This window comes from Anaeromyxobacter sp. SG17, from assembly GCF_022690695.1.
Classification (GTDB): Bacteria; Myxococcota; Myxococcia; order Myxococcales; family Anaeromyxobacteraceae; genus Anaeromyxobacter; species Anaeromyxobacter soli.
In genome coordinates this window covers 88,200-103,211 of the sequence record NZ_JALCYX010000006.1, presented here as the reverse complement: position 1 = coordinate 103,211, position 15,012 = coordinate 88,200, and the positions used below count along the sequence as shown (strand labels likewise).

The following is a 15,012-nucleotide window of genomic DNA, read 5'->3' as shown; positions in this document are numbered from 1 at the left end:
GCACGCGGCGACGCCGCGAGGGAGAACGCTCACGCGCCGCCGCCGCCCTTCGCCCGCGCCTGGTGGCGGCGCGCCTTCGCGACGTTGCCGCAGTCCTTCATGGAGCACCACCGCCGCGTCCGCGCGCGGGTCTGGTCGAGGAAGAGCCAGCTGCACTCCTGGCTCTCGTGGAGGCCGCACACCCGCACGCGCTCGAGCTCGCCCGAGGTGAGGAGCTCGATCGCGGACTCGACGATGGGCCACAGCGGCGCCTCGAGCGCGGCGCTCGCGTCGTCCCACCCGAGCGCGTAGCCCTCGCCCTGCCGCGTGAGCCGCCGGTGCGCGAGCGCGCTCGAGAGCGCGGCGGAGAGGTGCGCGACGTCGGAGGGCGCGGGCTCCCGTCCCTCGGCGCGCGCGAGGAAGATCCGGAAGAGCGCCTCGCGCAGCGCGATCGCCTGGCGGAGCACGCCCTCCGCGTCACCGGGCCGGCGCCGCGCCTCGTCGAGGAGCCGGCTCGCGAGCCGCTCGTCCACCGCCGACGTCGCGCGCGCGAACGCGAGGAGGTCAGCGTAGCTCGCGAGCCTCTCCCGGGGCTTCACGTCGCGCGAGCTCACGGTGTTCGTGAAGTCGAGGCACAGCCGGCCGCCCGAGAGGTCGAATACCCGCGAGGGGGTCGTTTCCAGGGTCGCCACATAACCATCATAACGGCACTTGACAGGTTATGCGGGCGGCGGCAGATCTAACCTGCACACCGCATCATGCCGGTTAGACGGAGGACGTCATGGCTGCTCGCTCGATGAAGCTGTTCCTCTCCCCGCCCGCGACCCCGCGGGACACCTGGCGCGACCGCTGGCGCCTCGTGCGCGACCTGCTCGGCGGCGCGCTGGTGCTCGCGGTCTGGCTGTCGCTCTGGAGCTGGGTGGCGGTGGGCGTGGTGGGCCCGCTCTCGCGAGCCAACACCGCGCTCGAGCGCGACCGCGCGGCCGAGGTGCTGTGACGCCCGGTCAGGCGGCGGCCGCGTCGGGCGCCGCCGGGAGCCGCACCCGCATCGTCGTGCCCACGCCCGGCGAGCTCTCGGGGACGATCGTCCCCCCGTGGGCCTCGGCGATGCGCCGCGCGAGCGCCAGCCCCATCCCGACGCCGCCGGTGCCGCGGGCGCGGCTCCGGTCGGTGCGGAAGAACGGGGTGAACACCCGCGGGAGGTCCTCGGCGTCGATGCCGATGCCGCGGTCGCGGACCTCGATCTCGACCCCGCCGCCGCGGGCGGCGGCGGCGAGGGTGACGGGCGCCGGCGGCTCCGAGTACTTGGCGGCGTTGTCGAGCAGGTTCGCCACGAGCCTGCGCAGCAGCGCGGCGTCGCCGTCCACCTCCGGGAGCGACTCGGGCAGGACGAGCTCGAGCGTCCGGTCGGGGTTCGCCTCGCGGAAGCGCGCGGCGGCCTCGGCGAGGACCCCGTCGAGCTCCACGCGCGCCCGGGTGAGCGGCCAGGCCGGGCCGCCGCCGGCGGCGAGATCGAGTCGCGCCGCGGCGAGGACGTCCTCCACCAGCCGGTCGAGCTCGTCGAGATCCGTCCCGATCTCGCGGAGGAAGCGCCGCGCCCGCTCGACGTCCCCCTCGGCCGCGAGCTCGAGCGCGACACGGATGCGCGCGAGCGGCGTGCGGAGCTCGTGCGACACGTTCGCGAGCAGCTCCTGCTCGCCGCGCACGAGCCGCTCGAGCCGCTCCGCCATCTCGTCGAACGCACGCCCCAGCTCGCCCACCTCGGCGCGGCCCTTCACCCGGGCGCGCGCCGAGAGATCGCCCGAGCCGAGCGCGCGGGCGGCCAGCGTGAGCCGCTCGATGGGCGCGGCGATCGAGCGGGCGAGCGGGAACGAGCCGAGCGCGAGCGCGGCGAGGACGGCGCCGATGAAGGCGAGGCCGCGCAGCGGATCGGGGCTGGGCGGGCCCCCGGAGACGAGGAGCAGGCCGCCGTCCGCGAGCGGCACCGCCCGGCCGAACCCGTGCCGGTGGAGCCGGACGGGGTGATCGCGCGGCGGCGGGAGGCCCGCGAGGGCGGGGTCGAGCGGCGGCTCGACGCTCGTGGCGCGCAGGGCGCCGTCCGGCCCGTACACGGACGCGTCGAGCCCGAACGCCTCGCGCCAGCGCGCGAGCTCGTCGCGGAGCCGGGCCGGATCCGCCGAGAGCTCGGCCACCCGGGACGCCGCGTAGGCCGTCGCGCCGCGGCCACGCTCCGAGACGTCCGAGTGGCGCAGCGCCCAGCCGACCGCGGCGGTGGCGAGCGCGACGAGGAAGAGCAGGAGCAGCCCGTGCAGGTAGATCCGCCAGAAGAGGCGCCCGTGGCGGCGCGGCCGCGCGGGGGTCACTCGCCCTCCGCCGCGAGCAGGTAGCCGGCGCCGCGCACCGTCTTGATGAGCCGGGGGCGCTTGGGATCGTCGCCGAGCTTCTGCCGCAGCCGCGAGACGTGGACGTCGATGGAGCGGTCGAACGCCTCCTCGGCGCTGCCGCCCGCGAGCTCCATGAGCTGCTCCCGCGAGAGGATCCGCCCCGCCCGCCGTGCGAGCGCGTCGAGCAGCGCGAACTCGTAGCCGGTGAGCGCGATCTCGCGTCCCTCGAGCGTCACCCGCCGCGCGCCCGGATCGACGACGAGGGCCCCCACGCGGACGGTCGAGGCCGCCGGGCCGGCGCGTCCCCGGGCGCGGCGCAGGACCGCGCGGATGCGCGCGAGCAGCTCGCGCGGGGAGAAGGGCTTCGAGAGGTAGTCGTCCGCGCCGAGCTCGAGCCCCATGACGCGGTCCGCCTCCTCGCCGCGCGCGGTGAGGACGATGACCGGCACGTCGGAGCGGGCGCGCAGCTCGCGGCAGACCTCGAGGCCGTCCTTGCCGGGCAGCATGAGATCGAGCAGCACCGCCTCGTACCGGCCCGACAGCGCCTCCTCGAGGCCGCGCTTCCCGTCGGCGACGTGCACCACCGCGAGGCCGTGGCCCTCGAGGTACTCGCGGGTCAGCGCGGCGAGGCGGCGGTCGTCCTCGACGAGGAGGACGAGATCGGGAGTGGTGGCGGTCACGATGGGCATCTTAACCGTGCGGCTGCGGCCGGGGCGGCTCCTCCCCGGCCGCGCCGCGGTCGGCTACCGGTGCATCCGCCGCTCGAGCTTCTCCGCGAGCTTCGCGCGCTGGTCGGGCGTCAGGATCCCGTGCACCTCGAGCCCCGCGTCCACCGCCTCGTGCGCGAGGGCGCGCATCGCGTCCGCGCGCTGGTCGACGAGGGCGTGGAGCGCCGCCGCGTCGGGCGCGTCGGCCTTCCACGCCGCGAGGAAGGCGGCGCGGTCCTCGCCGCGCGTCCCGTGCAGCTCCTGTGCGCGGGCGAGGATCCGGTCCTTCACCGCGTGGATCCGGTCCCGCTGCTCCGGCGTCGCGTTCACCTCGTCGAGCGCCTCGTCGACGCGGGCGGTCACGAACTCGGCCATCCGGGCGGGGTCGTGCCGGTGGTGCCAGCCCCGGGCGAACCCCGCGAGGGCGACGACGCCCGCGGCGAGGACGAGGCCGAGGAAGATGGTCTTGCGCATGTGCTGTTCTCCTCTCGTCCGGCGCGGCTAGAGCGCCGGTCGCGGCCGCCCTGAGAGGCGTGCCGACGGTACGGAGGATGGGCGCCCCGCGTTGAGCGGGCTTGTTCGCGGCTTGAAGAAACGTTAACTCCTCGCGCCTCATGAGCCTCGTCGCCGGAAACGCGCTCTCCCTCGCCTACGGGCCGAAGGTCCTCCTCGACGAGGAGAGCTTCGCCATCGGCCCGCAGGACCGGATCGGCCTCGTCGGCGCGAACGGCACCGGCAAGTCGTCGCTCATGCGCATCCTCGCCGGGCAGCTCTCCCCGGACTCGGGCGACCTCGTCCTTCGCCGCGGCGCCCGCGTGGGCTACCTCCCGCAGGACGTCGCGGCGCTCCCCGACCTGCCGCTCGTCGACGCCGTCCTCGCCACCGTCCCCGGCCGCGCCGACCTCGAGCGCCGGCTCCGCGCCGCGGAGGACGCGCTCGCCGCGGCGGGCACGCCGGAGGAGCAGCTCGAGCTCTCCGCCGCGCTCGCCGAGCTGCACCAGGCGCTCGATCACTTCGAGGAGCGCTTCGGGCGGCACCGCGCCGAGCGCATCCTCGGCGGGCTCGCGTTCACGGCGGACGATCTCGGGCGGCCCGCCCGGACGTTCTCGGGCGGCTGGAAGATGCGCGCCGCCCTCGCCGGGCTGCTGCTCCAGGATCCCGACCTGCTGCTCCTCGACGAGCCCACGAACCACCTCGACGTCCCCACCCTCGAGTGGTTCGACGCGTTCCTGCGCGGCTCGCGGCGGGCGCTCCTGCTCGTGTCGCACGACCGCGAGTTCCTGAACCGGCAGATCGACCGCGTGCTCGCGCTCGAGCCGGAGGGGCTGCGCGCGTACACCGGCGACTACGAGGACTACAAGCGCCAGCGCGCGCAGGAGGAGGAGCGGCTCCTCGCGGAGGCCAAGCGGCAGGGCGCGAAGCGCGCGCAGCTCGAGGAGTTCATCGAGCGGTTCGGCGCCAAGGCGACCAAGGCGCGCCAGGCGAAGTCGAAGGAGAAGCTGCTCGAGAAGATGGACGAGGTGCAGGTGCTCGAGCACCGCGCCACGGTCCGCTTCCGCTTCGCCGAGGCGCCGCGCTCCGGCCGGGAGGTGCTCAGGCTCGAGGGCGTCCGGAAGGCGTTCGGGCCGCGCGTCGTCTACCGCTCGCTCGACGCCGCCATCCAGCGCGGCGAGCGCGTCGGCGTCATCGGCGCGAACGGCGCGGGCAAGTCCACGCTCCTCAAGCTCGTGGCGGGCGAGCTCGCCTCCGACGCGGGCGAGGTGAAGCTCGGCCACGGCGTCCTCGCCGGCTACTTCGCCCAGCATCATTTCGAGCGCGCGGAGCACGACGGCGACGCCGAGGGCGCGATGCGCACCTTCGGCGCGCTCGATCCCGAGCGCACCGTCCTCGACACGCTCTGGGATCTCGTCCCGGAACAGGGCGAGGCGTACGTGCGCGGCGTCGCCGGCTCGTTCCTCTTCTCCGGCGACGACGTCGAGAAGAAGCTCGGCGTGCTGTCCGGCGGCGAGCGGGCGCGCGTCGCGCTCGCGAAGCTCCTGCTCGTGCCGGCGAACCTGCTCGTGCTCGACGAGCCGACGAACCACCTCGACCTCGACTCGTCGGAGGCGCTCATCCAGGCGCTGAAGGGCTACGGCGGGACGCTCCTCTTCGTCTCGCACAACCGGAGCTTCCTGAACCAGCTCGCGACGGTGATCTGGGAGGTGAAGGACGGCGGGATCCTGCCGTTCCCCGGGAACCTCGACGACTGGCTCTACCACCAGAAGGAGCTCGAGGCCGCCGCGGCGGCCGCGGGCGCGAGCGGCGACCCCGCTCGGACGGGTCCCGGGGCGGCGGCGGCGCCCGCGAGCGACAGGGAGCGCCGCCGGCTCGAGGCCGAGGCGCGCAACGCCCGCTACCGGCTGGAGAAGCCGCTCCGCGATCGCATCGCCGCGCTGGAGGCCCGCATCGAGGGGCTGGAGCAGGAGGAGCGCGAGGCGACCGAGGCGCTCGCCGACCCGGCGCTGTACCAGGACTTCGCGCGCGCGAAGCCGCTCATCGAGCGGCAGCACGCGGCGAAGGAGGAGCTCGCGAGGCTTTACGGAGAGTGGGAGGCGGCGCAGGAGGAGCTCGCCGCGCTCCAGCCCGGCGGCTGACGCGCGCCGCTCACGGCGGCCCGAGCCGCAGCCCCGCCGCGAAGCCCAGCCAGGCCCGCCGGCCGCCGTCCGCGCCGAGGTCGTGCTCGAGCAGGCCGCCCAGGCCCGGGCGGAAGCCCTCCTCCGCCCAGAACAGGCTCGCGCTCGGCCCCGCCACCACCGCCACGCTCCGCGTGACCTGCCACCCGGCGAGCACCCGCGCCGTGGCGAGCACGTTCGCGCCCGCGTCCACCGCCTGCTGGCTCAGGAGATCCACGTCCAGCAGGAACCGGCCGCGGGCCTGGTGCGCGCCGAGCCCGAAGCCGGACCAGAGACGCCCGCCGCTGTCGGCGCGCTGCGCGCCGGCGGAGAGGATCGTGTGGAACGCGCGGCTCCCGAGCAGGAGCCCGGCGGAGAGGATCCCGTTCTCGTCGCCCAGGACGAGGAGCTTGTGCTCGCCGCCGCGGACGATGGGGAGGAGCCCGAGCGACACGCCGTCCAGGCCGTCGGCGACGTTCACGAGCCCGAGCTGCGCCCCGCGGACGTGGCCGCCCACGTTCACGAGCCCGACCTGCACGCCGCGCACGCCGCTCCCCACGTTCACGAGCCCGATCTGCGCGCCGTGCACCTCGCCCGACACCGAGGCGAGCGCGAGCTGCGCCCCCGAGACGGACCCGGCGTAGCCCACGAGCGCGGACTGGAGCCCGGTCACCGCTCCCGCCGCCCAGCTCACGCTGGAGTGCTGCCAGCCGACGACGTCGCCCCGCACCAGGTTCAGGCCCTGGGTGAGCTGCACGCCCCGGAGCGAGCCGGCCACGTTCGCGACCATCCCCACCTGCACGCCGGTGACGCGGCCGCGCGCGGAGCTCCCGATGTACGAGAAGAAGCCGCCCACCACGTCCTCGTCCGCCCAGAGCACCGGCGCGAGCCCGATCCCGCGCAGCCGGGTCGTGCGCGAGGCGATGAGGCCGAGCTGGAGGCGGTTCACGACGTAGCGATCGCCGTTGAACGACACGGGCGGGAAGATCGAGAGGTCCACCGGCACGCGCGCGAGCTCCTCCACCCCGTCGCCGCGGAGCGCCGTCAGCTCCCGCGGCACCGCGGCGAAGCCCGCGCCGGCGAGCTCGGTCCGGCCGCCCTGGGTGAGCGCGACGCGCGCCTCCACGAGGCGCCCGTCCTCCTCGCGGGAGACGCGGTAACCGCCCGGGTCGAGGGCCAGCTCCAGCGGGCGGCCGGGGTGCTTGCGCAGCTCCGCGACGAGCCGCTCGCCGGAGTCGCGCACGAAGAACCGGCCCGCCGCCGCGGCCGGCAGGACGAGCGTCGCGCCCGAGCCGCGCAGATCCGTGAGCACCACCTCGCCCGCGCCGACGAGCTGGATGTCCCAGACCGCGTGCTGCGGGCCGCCGCGGGTCCGCTCCGTCCGCGCGAGCGTCTCGTCGAACGCGAACTGGTAGACCTCCGAGAGCGTGACCTTGCCGTCCTGGCTCGCGTCGGCCGCGCCGCGCAGGCCGGTGACGAGGGCGTGGGTGAAGAACGACGCGCCGACCCGGTCCGACTCCTGGGAGGCCTCGTCGGCCGAGCTGGACGTCAGGATCACCTGACCGCTCACCCGCGACGAGGCGTCCACCAGGAACGGCGCGGCGCGGGCGCCTCCCTTCCCGCGGGTGAAGGAGCCCGACGAGCACGAGTCGAGGATCGCGATGCGGATGTCGGCGCCGAGCTCCGTGAGCCACCGCCTGAGCTCTCCATACGGGACGCGCGCGCCGCGCAGGAGCAGCCCCTCCTCGTCGGAGTGGCCGGAGTAGTAGAAGAGCACCTCCGTGCGCCCGCCGGCGCGCGCGCGCCTCACGCGCGAGCGGAGCTCCTCGAGGGCCGCGCGCAGGCTGGCCTCGCCCGGGTCGAGGAGCACGATCGTGTCCTCGCCGGCGACGCCGCCCATCTGCTGCAGCACCCGCGCGACCCGCTCCGCGTCGGAGATCGCGTAGCGGAGCCGCGGGCGCGCGGGGCCGCCGTCGTTGGCGCCCGCCACGAGGGCGAGCCGGCGCACCGCGCCGGGCGGCTCGGCGCGGGACGGCCCCTGTGCGGCGGCGGCGCCGGCGAGGAGGACGGCGGCGAGCGCGAGGACGGGTCGAATCATGTCGGGGCTCTCACTTCACGAGGAGGAGGGCGTGCTGCTCGAGGCCCGCGGGGAGGACGAGGGGATCCTCGCGGGCGCGGCCGGAGGCGGCCAGCCGTCGCGCGGCCTCCACCGCCGTCGCGGAGTCGAAGGCGGCGGCGCCCGTCACGAGGAAGAACCGCTCGAACCCGGGCGCGTCGTCGAGGAGGTAGGCGTGGGGGAGCGGCACCGCGCCCGTCCCCGCGAGCGGGGCGGCGGGGCCGCCCTCCTCGGGCCAGTGGAGCGTCACGATCCCGCGGCCGTCCACCGAGACCACCGCCCCGAACGGCCTGCCCGCCGCCACGTACGAGAGCTGCAGGAGGTCTCCCGCCCGCGCCGCCGCGCCGTCGCGGAGCTCCTCGGGCCCGGCGTCCGGCCGGCTGCGGTGCACCTCGAGGCGCGGCGCGAGGCCCTTGAGGCGGGTGTCCTCGATGGCGGAGCGCGGCGTGAGAAGGCCGGACGGGATGACGTGCAGCACGAGCGCTGACGCCACCGCCACCGCTGCCGCGATGGGGACGAGCAGCAGCGGCCGCCGCCGGGAGGGCCGCGGCGCGCTCGCGGCGAGCGCCGCGCGGCGGCGGATCTCCCCGAGCGCGGGGCCAGGCGGGTGAGCCTCGCGGAACGCCGCGGCGTCGCGCGCGAGCGCCTCGAGCCGGCGCACGCCCTTCTCCGCCTCGAGGCGGCCCCGTACGCGGGCGGCCTCGTCGGGCGGGAGGTCGCCGGCGTGGAGCCGCTCGACCAGGTAGTCGGGAACGCGATCCGGGCTCATCGCTGCACCTCCTGGGTGGGCGCCTCGGCGGCCTGCTCCACGGCGCGCCGCCGGAGCCCGCCGAGCCGCTTGCGGACCGCGGCGGCCGTGAGCCCCACCTCGCGACCGACCTCCTCGAGCGTCAGGCCGTCCACGTAGTGGAGCACCGCCATCACCCGGGTGGACTCCTGCTCGCGCCCGAGCAGCCGTCCGACGACGAGGCGCGACAGCGAGCGCGCCTCGGGCTCGTCCGCCGCCGCGATGGCGAGGAGCGCGGCCTCGTCCCGGTCCTCCGGCCGGCGCCGCTCCGTGCGGAGCAGGTTCAGGCAGACGCGGGTGGCGATGCGGAGGAGGAGCGACGCGGGGGCCTCGTCGCGGAGCCGCTCCTCCGCCCGGAGCAGGTTCACGAACGTGTCGTGCATGGCGTCCACGGCCCTCTCCTCGTCACGGAGGAGGCGGCGGCAGCGGCGCAGGACCATCGGCGCGAGGTCCCGGTAGTACGCGTCGACGTCGACCGCCACCCGCTCCCCTCTCTCCGGCCCCTGGGCCGGACGAGCTTCTACCTCGAACCCCGGTCCGGCCGTGAGCAGCGCCGGAAACCGCCGTCAGATCCGCACTCCCGCGACGAAGCCCACCCACACGCGCGCGTGGCGGCCGCCGAGCTTCCAGCCGAGGTGCAGGTCGGGCTGGTCCTCGTCCGAGACGAGCACGTTCGCCGTCGGGCCGGCGAGGACCCCCATCCACTCGGTGAGCCGGTAGGCTGCCACCGCGCGGAGGACCCCGAGCACCGCCTCGGGGGTGCCGTCGAGCGAGACCGCCTGCGCGACGAGATCCAGGTCGAGCGCGAGGCGCTGCGCCGGCTCGAACCCGACGCCGGCGCCGCCGCCCAGGGCGGAGAGCGTCTTGCCCGAGCGCTCCTGCGGGTCGGGCTGGACGCCCGCCCCGAGGACGCCGTAGGCGCGCCGCCCGCCGAGCCGCACGCCAGCGGCGAGCGGCGTGAGCTCGGTCGCGTAGAGCTCCACCTCGTGGCGGCCGTTCCGCACGAGCGCGAGGACGCCCACCGAGCCCTCCGCCTCCTCGGCGAGGTTCACGAGCCCGACCTGCGCGCCGCGCACGCGGCGGGCCACGTTCACGAGCCCGAGCTGCGTCCCGCTCACCTCGCCGCCCACGTTCACCACGGCGAGCTGCACCCCGCGCACCCCGCCGGCGACGTTGACCGCCGCCGCCTGGAGGCCGTCGAGGCGTCGCGCGACGTTGGCCGCGCCGCCGAGCTGGACGCCCTCCCCGCCGCCGCGGACCACGTTCACGATCTGCGACGCCTGGAGGCCGCGGAGATCTCGCGCCACCGTGGTGACGGTCGCGAGCTGCACGCCGCGCACGACCCCGCCCGCGCTGGCCGCGGCCCAGGTCACCTGCGCGCCCGAGACGTCCTCGTCGGCGAGGTGCACCGGCGCGAGCGCCAGGCCGCGCAGGACGGTGGAGCGGGCCACCACGCCGATCGAGAGGTGGTTCTCCACCCGCCCCTCACCGTTCAGGCTGAGCGGCGGGACGAGAGACAGGTCCACGGGGACCACGCGGAGCGCGGTCGGGGCGGCCGCGGGGGGCTCCGGGACCGCCGCGCCGGCGAGCGCCAGGGCGGGCACGGCCGCCGCGAGCGCGGCGAGGGTGGTGCGAAGCGGGTTCCGCATGGGCGTCGTCCTTCTTCCGTGGCCGAGGGGCGGTCGGCGGGGTCGGAAGGAGGAACACCGCTGCCTGCCGCGCGCGCTACCGCGGCGCGGACGATTCACATTTCTTCACGCTCCGACCAGATCGGGGCAACCTGCCGCCGCCATGCTCCGCGCCGCCTCGGCGAGGGGGCGGTAGCGCGATCTCCGCGCCGCGGTGTTCCCTCGCACAACACGAGCGCCGCACTCTCGCGGTCAACGGAGCGTCACCCATGACGAAGTCCCTCTTCGAGCTCTTCACGCGCGCCGGCGCCGAGTGGGTGATGCTGCTCCTCGTCGCCCTCTCCGCCGCCTCGGTCACGGTCATCCTCGAGCGGGCCCTGTACTTCGCCCTCCGCCGCCGCACCTCTCCGGACCTCCTCACCCTCCTCATGAACGGGCGGCTCGAGGAGGCGCGGGCCCGCATCGAGGGCCGCCGCGGCCTCGAGGCGGAGGTGGCGCGGGCGGCGCTCGACGCCGCCGGCGGCGGCCCCGCCGCGGTGCAGGAGGCGGTGGCCTGCACCATCGCGGACCGCCGCCTCGGCTACGAGCGGGGGCTCTCCTTTCTCGGCACGCTCGGCAACAACGCCCCCTTCCTCGGCCTCTTCGGCACGGTGGTCGGGATCATCCGGGCCTTCTCCGACCTCGCCGTCGGCGGCCCGAAGGGCGCCGGCGCGGCGGCGGTGATGTCCGGCATCTCGGAGGCGCTCGTCGCGACCGCGGTCGGCATCTTCGTGGCCATCCCGGCGGTCGTCGCGTTCAACGGCTTCCAGCGCTGGCTGCGCACGCTCATCACGCGCGCCGAGGCGATCGGCCACGCCCTCGCGTCGCACCTCGAGCACGACGACGTCCGCGCCGCGGCCCGAGCCCGGCTCGACCACGGAAGGTCCGCGCGGCGCCCCGAGCCCCACGAGTCGAAGGGCGCCGCCTAGCGGCGGCCGCGAGCGCACCGGAGCCCACCATGGCCGCCCACTCGAACGGCAGCGACGAGGCGATCACCGGCATCAACGTGACGCCCCTCGTCGACATCACCCTCGTCCTCCTCATCATCTTCATGGTCACCGCCTCCTACATCGTGAAGGAGAGCATCGAGGTCGACCTGCCCCGCGCCGCCAGCGGCGGCGAGACCGTCGGCCCGACCCTCGCGTTCACGCTCGATCGGGACGGGAAGCTCTTCCTCGACGGAAGGCCCGTCGGCCGCGCCGAGGCCCGCGCCGCCGTGCGCGCGGCGCTCGCGCGGAGCGCCGACGCGCGGGCGCTCATCGGCGCGGACCGGGCCGTGCCTCACGGCGAGGTGGTGTCCGTGATCGATCTCGTGAAGAGCGAGGGGCTCACCCGCTTCGCGATCCAGATCGAGCACGACGCGTCGGGGGAAGGCGCGCCGTGACCCCGGCGCCTTCCGACGGTCCGCCGCGGGGCCGCACGCTCGCCGCGATGGCGCTGGCCTCGCTGGCGCTCCACGCCGGCGGGTTCGCCTGGGCCGGTCGCCTCGAGCCGCGTCAGGCCGCAAGGGCCGCGCCCGTGGTGGTCGAGTTCGAGGCCGCCCCTCCGCCGCCCGCCCCCGCCCCGACGCCTCCTCCACCGTCGGAGCGGCCTGCGCCGCGCCGGGTCGCGATCGCGAGGCTGCCGCCACCTCCGGCCGAGCCGCCTCCACCGCCGCCCCCGAACGAAGCGCCGCCGCCCGCCGCGCCGGCGCGCGCGGTCCCCCGCGTCGGAGTGTCGCTCTCCTCGACCGCGACCGGCGGCGGCTTCGCGGTGGGCGTCGGGAACACGCTCCACGGCAGGGCCTCGGAGACCGCCGCCGATCCCGCCTCGGTGAAGCCGTACGCCGCCCCGCGCTCCGCGCCCGCCCGGCTCTCCGCGCAGCCCCGCCTCCTCGAGCGGCCGGAGATCCCGTATCCCCCGGAGGCCCGGCGGGAGGGGCTCGAGGGGCAGGTCGTGCTGCTCCTGCGGATCGACGCCGAGGGCCGGGTCGCGGCGGCGCGCCTCCTCTCCGCGCCGGGCGCCGCCCTCGGCGAGGCCGCCCGGGCCGCCGCGCTCCGCTTCCGCTTCACGCCTCCCCTGCTCGAGGGCGAGGCCGTCGAGACCGAGATCCGCTTCACCTACACCTTCGTCCTGGAGTGAACCTCATGCGCCGCTCGCTCGCCACCGCGCTCGCCCTGCTCGGCCTCCTCCTCGGGAGCGCCCGCCCCGCTCGCGCCGAGACGCCACCGGCGGAGACCGGCGTCCTCACGCGCGCTCCGGCGGTGGTCGAGCCCGCCGAGCCCGAGTACCCGGAGGCCGCCCGCGCGGCGGGGCTGACCGGCGTCGTGACCCTCGAGCTCGAGATCTCGGAGACCGGCGAGGTCACCGACGCGGTGGTGACCGGCCCCGCCGGGCAGGGGTTCGACGAGGCCGCGGTCGCCGCCGCGCGGAAGCTCCGCTTCTCCCCCGCGGAGATCGACGGGGCGCCCGCGCCGGTGCGGATCGAGTATCGCTTCACCTTCGCGCTGGCCGCGCCGCCCGCGGCCCCCGCGCCGCCGCCGCTGAACCTCCTCGGCCGGGTGCTCGAGCGCGGCACCCGGCTGCCCGTCGCGGGCGCGATGGTGGAGGCGGGCGGCCAGCTCACCCACACCGACGGCGAGGGCCGGTTCGCGCTCGCCGGGGTGGCGGACGGGGCGGTGCAGGTGGTCGTGACGGACGTCGACCACGCCCGCCTCGAGTCGGAGGAGACCGTCGAGCCCGGCAAGGCGACCCAGGTGACCTACTGGCTCCAGCGGACCGCCGCGGAGGGCGAGTACGAGGCGGTCGTGGTGGGCGAGCGGGAGGAGAAGGAGGTCTCGCACGTCGCCATCGCGGCCGGGGAGATCCGGCGCGTCGCGGGCGCCTCCGGCGACGCGGTGAAGGTCATCCAGAACCTCCCCGGCATGGCCCGCACCTTCCTGAGCGGCGAGATGATCGTCCGCGGCGGCAACGCCCGCGACACCCGCGTGTACGTGGACGGCGAGGAGGTGCCCGCGGTGTTCCACTTCGGCGGGCTCACCAGCGTCTACTCGTCCGAGCTCCTGAAGGACGTGGAGTTCGAGGCGGGCAACTTCGGCGTCCGCTCGGGGCGGGCGATCGGCGGCCGCGTGAACCTCGTCACGCGCGATCCCGGCGAGCGGACCCACACGCTCGCGGACGTGAACCTGTACCACGCGACCGCGCTCTACGAGGGCCGGCCGCGCGAGGATCTCGGGATCGCCATCGCGGCCCGGCGCTCCTACGCGGACGCGGTGGTGACCCGCGCGCTCGAGTCGATGGACGACGCGCCGGGCGTGAGCACCGCGCCCCGCTACTACGACCTGCAGGCGAAGGCCGCGTGGAAGGCGACCGCCGACGACACCGTCCGTCTCGACGTGTTCGGCTCGGACGACCGGATGGTCCTCACGGGCGTCGAGGACGATCAGTCGCTCGAGGACCTCGACTTCCTCGAGTACGGCACCCGCTTCTACCGGGCCGGGCTCCGCTGGGATCACCGCGCGAGCGAGGCGACCCGGCTCAGGCTCGCGCTCGGCGGTGGCTGGCAGGACATGGACATCGACGCCGACGAGCTGTTCCGGATGCGCCAGGAGCTCTGGAGCACGCACTTTCGCGCCGAGGTGAACCACGAGCTCACGCCGCGGGTGAAGCTCGTCACGGGCGTGGACGGGCAGTGGTATCCGCGGGTCAGGATCGAGGTGGACGCGCCGCCGATCCTCCCGCCCGGTCAGGTCCCGAACCCGAACGCCGAGACCCGCCGCTACGCCGCCACCATCGACGGGCTCGAGGCGGGCGCGTTCGTCGAGGCGACCCTCGAGCCGGTCGACGGGCTCTTCGTCGTCCCGGGCGTGCGCGCGGACGTGCACCGCGCGCTCGCGAACCTCTCCTGGGTGGACCCGCGCCTCGCGGTCCGCTGGCAGCTCAGGCCCGGGACCGCGCTCAAGGGCGCGGTCGGCCTCTATCACCAGGCGCCGCCGTTCCCGTACGTCACGGAGGAGTTCGGCAACCCCGACCTCCGCGAGGAGGGCGCCTGGCAGTACTCGCTCGGCGCGGAGCAGCGGCTCCTGCCGCGGCTGCTCCTCGACGCGCAGCTCTACTACAAGCGCCTGTTCGACCTCGCCCTCCCCTCCGACGCCGTGATCACCCGGGATGGCCAGCTCGTCTCCGAGCGCTACCGGAGCGCGGGGACGGGGCGGTCCTACGGCGCGGAGCTGCTCCTGCGCTGGGATCCCGACGGCCGGTTCTTCGGCTGGATCTCCTACTCGCTCTCGCGCGCGGAGCGGGGCGAGTCCGTCGCGGGCGGCCGGCTCGACAGCGAGGGAGACGCCTACGACCAGCCGCACAACGTGGTCGCGGTGGGCACCGTCGAGCTGCCCGAGGTCTGGCGGGGCCTCTCCGCCGGGTTCCGCGCCCGCTACACGAGCGGAAACCCCTACGAGCCGGTCCGCGCCGCCGTGTACGACGCCGACGCCGACCGCTACCAGCCGATCCAGACCGGCGCGCTCACCGGGCGCATGCCCCCGTTCTTCCAGCTCGACCTCCGCGTCGACAAGAAGTGGACGGCCCGCACCTGGACGTTCGCGGCCTACCTGGAGGTCCAGAACGTCACCAACCGTGAGAACCCCGAGGCCGCCGCGTACAGCTTCGACTACTCGCGGCGCGGCTGGTACTCCGGCCTCCCGCTCTTCCCCTCCTTCGGCCTGCGCGCCGAGTACTAGGACCGC

General features: G+C 75.8%; 14 protein-coding genes. 6 read left to right on the top strand and 8 right to left on the bottom strand.

The genetic code is table 11. The features are described 5' to 3' along the window. Window positions 1–29: 29 nt before the first annotated feature. Complete coding sequence (locus tag MNY60_RS04785) at window positions 30–671, bottom strand: ABATE domain-containing protein (RefSeq protein ID WP_242352546.1); 642 nt, start codon at window positions 669–671, stop codon at window positions 30–32. Between the two features lie 89 nt (window positions 672–760). Here MNY60_RS04785 and MNY60_RS04780 point away from each other — a divergent pair, with 89 nt between their 5' ends. Further along, a complete protein-coding gene (locus MNY60_RS04780; protein ID WP_242334419.1) occupies window positions 761–976 on the top strand; it encodes a hypothetical protein in 216 nt (71 codons plus the stop codon). 7 nt (window positions 977–983) lie between these two features. Here MNY60_RS04780 and MNY60_RS04775 read toward each other — a convergent pair whose 3' ends face one another. From MNY60_RS04775 to MNY60_RS04765, 3 genes are all read right to left on the bottom strand, one after another. Next, a complete protein-coding gene (locus tag MNY60_RS04775) occupies window positions 984–2,342 on the bottom strand; it encodes a cell wall metabolism sensor histidine kinase WalK (RefSeq protein ID WP_242360110.1) in 1,359 nt (452 codons plus the stop codon). Next, window positions 2,339–3,043, bottom strand: coding sequence for a response regulator transcription factor (locus MNY60_RS04770; RefSeq protein ID WP_242352548.1), 705 nt, complete (start codon window positions 3,041–3,043; stop codon window positions 2,339–2,341). Before MNY60_RS04770 ends, MNY60_RS04775 begins: the two co-directional genes overlap by 4 nt. Before the next feature lie 63 nt (window positions 3,044–3,106). After that, window positions 3,107–3,544, bottom strand: a complete 438-nt coding sequence (locus tag MNY60_RS04765) for a Spy/CpxP family protein refolding chaperone (protein WP_242334410.1) — start codon at window positions 3,542–3,544, stop codon at window positions 3,107–3,109. Window positions 3,545–3,684: 140 nt separating this feature from the next. Between MNY60_RS04765 and MNY60_RS04760 the strand changes: the two genes are divergently transcribed. Next, on the top strand, window positions 3,685–5,703 hold the full coding sequence (locus MNY60_RS04760; protein WP_242334407.1) for an ABC-F family ATP-binding cassette domain-containing protein: 2,019 nt from the start codon (window positions 3,685–3,687) through the stop codon (window positions 5,701–5,703). A gap of 10 nt (window positions 5,704–5,713) precedes the next feature. Here the strand turns inward: MNY60_RS04760 and MNY60_RS04755 are convergent, their stop codons facing one another. From MNY60_RS04755 to MNY60_RS04740, 4 genes are all read right to left on the bottom strand, one after another. Then, window positions 5,714–7,819, bottom strand: a complete 2,106-nt coding sequence (locus MNY60_RS04755) for a caspase family protein (protein ID WP_242334404.1) — start codon at window positions 7,817–7,819, stop codon at window positions 5,714–5,716. Window positions 7,820–7,829: 10 nt separating this feature from the next. Further along, window positions 7,830–8,606 (bottom strand): hypothetical protein, encoded by a 777-nt coding sequence (locus MNY60_RS04750; protein WP_242334401.1) that lies wholly within the window; start codon window positions 8,604–8,606, stop codon window positions 7,830–7,832. Beyond that, complete coding sequence (locus MNY60_RS04745) at window positions 8,603–9,106, bottom strand: RNA polymerase sigma factor (RefSeq protein WP_242334398.1); 504 nt, start codon at window positions 9,104–9,106, stop codon at window positions 8,603–8,605. The genes MNY60_RS04750 and MNY60_RS04745 overlap by 4 nt, the downstream gene beginning before the upstream one ends. 84 nt (window positions 9,107–9,190) lie before the next feature. Then, window positions 9,191–10,273 carry an LA_2272 family surface repeat-containing protein gene (locus MNY60_RS04740; protein WP_242334396.1) on the bottom strand — a complete coding sequence of 361 codons (1,083 nt, stop codon included), beginning with the start codon at window positions 10,271–10,273 and terminating at the stop codon, window positions 9,191–9,193. Between the two features lie 248 nt (window positions 10,274–10,521). Between MNY60_RS04740 and MNY60_RS04735 the strand changes: the two genes are divergently transcribed. From MNY60_RS04735 to MNY60_RS04720, 4 genes are read left to right on the top strand one after another with little or no spacing between them, the layout of a single operon-like run. Further along, a complete protein-coding gene (locus MNY60_RS04735; protein WP_242334393.1) occupies window positions 10,522–11,220 on the top strand; it encodes a MotA/TolQ/ExbB proton channel family protein in 699 nt (232 codons plus the stop codon). Between the two features lie 29 nt (window positions 11,221–11,249). Then, window positions 11,250–11,675 (top strand): biopolymer transporter ExbD, encoded by a 426-nt coding sequence (locus tag MNY60_RS04730; RefSeq protein ID WP_242334390.1) that lies wholly within the window; start codon window positions 11,250–11,252, stop codon window positions 11,673–11,675. Beyond that, complete coding sequence (locus tag MNY60_RS04725; protein ID WP_242334387.1) at window positions 11,672–12,412, top strand: energy transducer TonB; 741 nt, start codon at window positions 11,672–11,674, stop codon at window positions 12,410–12,412. The genes MNY60_RS04730 and MNY60_RS04725 overlap by 4 nt, the downstream gene beginning before the upstream one ends. A 5-nt stretch (window positions 12,413–12,417) precedes the next feature. After that, entirely contained in the window at window positions 12,418–15,006 is a 2,589-nt protein-coding gene (locus MNY60_RS04720; RefSeq protein ID WP_242334384.1) for a TonB-dependent receptor domain-containing protein, read from the top strand. The last annotated feature ends 6 nt before the right edge of the window (window positions 15,007–15,012 follow it).

What these genes read in the sequence shown, in the direction of transcription:
- MNY60_RS04780 (WP_242334419.1), top strand. Translation starts at nt 761, where the DNA reads ATGGCTGCTCGCTCGATGAAGCTGTTCCTCTCCCCGCCCGCGACCCCG.
- MNY60_RS04750 (WP_242334401.1), bottom strand. Translation starts at nt 8,606, where the DNA reads ATGAGCCCGGATCGCGTTCCCGACTACCTGGTCGAGCGGCTCCACGCC.
- MNY60_RS04740 (WP_242334396.1), bottom strand. Translation starts at nt 10,273, where the DNA reads ATGCGGAACCCGCTTCGCACCACCCTCGCCGCGCTCGCGGCGGCCGTG.
- MNY60_RS04765 (WP_242334410.1), bottom strand. Translation starts at nt 3,544, where the DNA reads ATGCGCAAGACCATCTTCCTCGGCCTCGTCCTCGCCGCGGGCGTCGTC.
- MNY60_RS04730 (WP_242334390.1), top strand. Translation starts at nt 11,250, where the DNA reads ATGGCCGCCCACTCGAACGGCAGCGACGAGGCGATCACCGGCATCAAC.
- MNY60_RS04735 (WP_242334393.1), top strand. Translation starts at nt 10,522, where the DNA reads ATGACGAAGTCCCTCTTCGAGCTCTTCACGCGCGCCGGCGCCGAGTGG.
- MNY60_RS04755 (WP_242334404.1), bottom strand. Translation starts at nt 7,819, where the DNA reads ATGATTCGACCCGTCCTCGCGCTCGCCGCCGTCCTCCTCGCCGGCGCC.
- MNY60_RS04720 (WP_242334384.1), top strand. Translation starts at nt 12,418, where the DNA reads ATGCGCCGCTCGCTCGCCACCGCGCTCGCCCTGCTCGGCCTCCTCCTC.
- MNY60_RS04760 (WP_242334407.1), top strand. Translation starts at nt 3,685, where the DNA reads ATGAGCCTCGTCGCCGGAAACGCGCTCTCCCTCGCCTACGGGCCGAAG.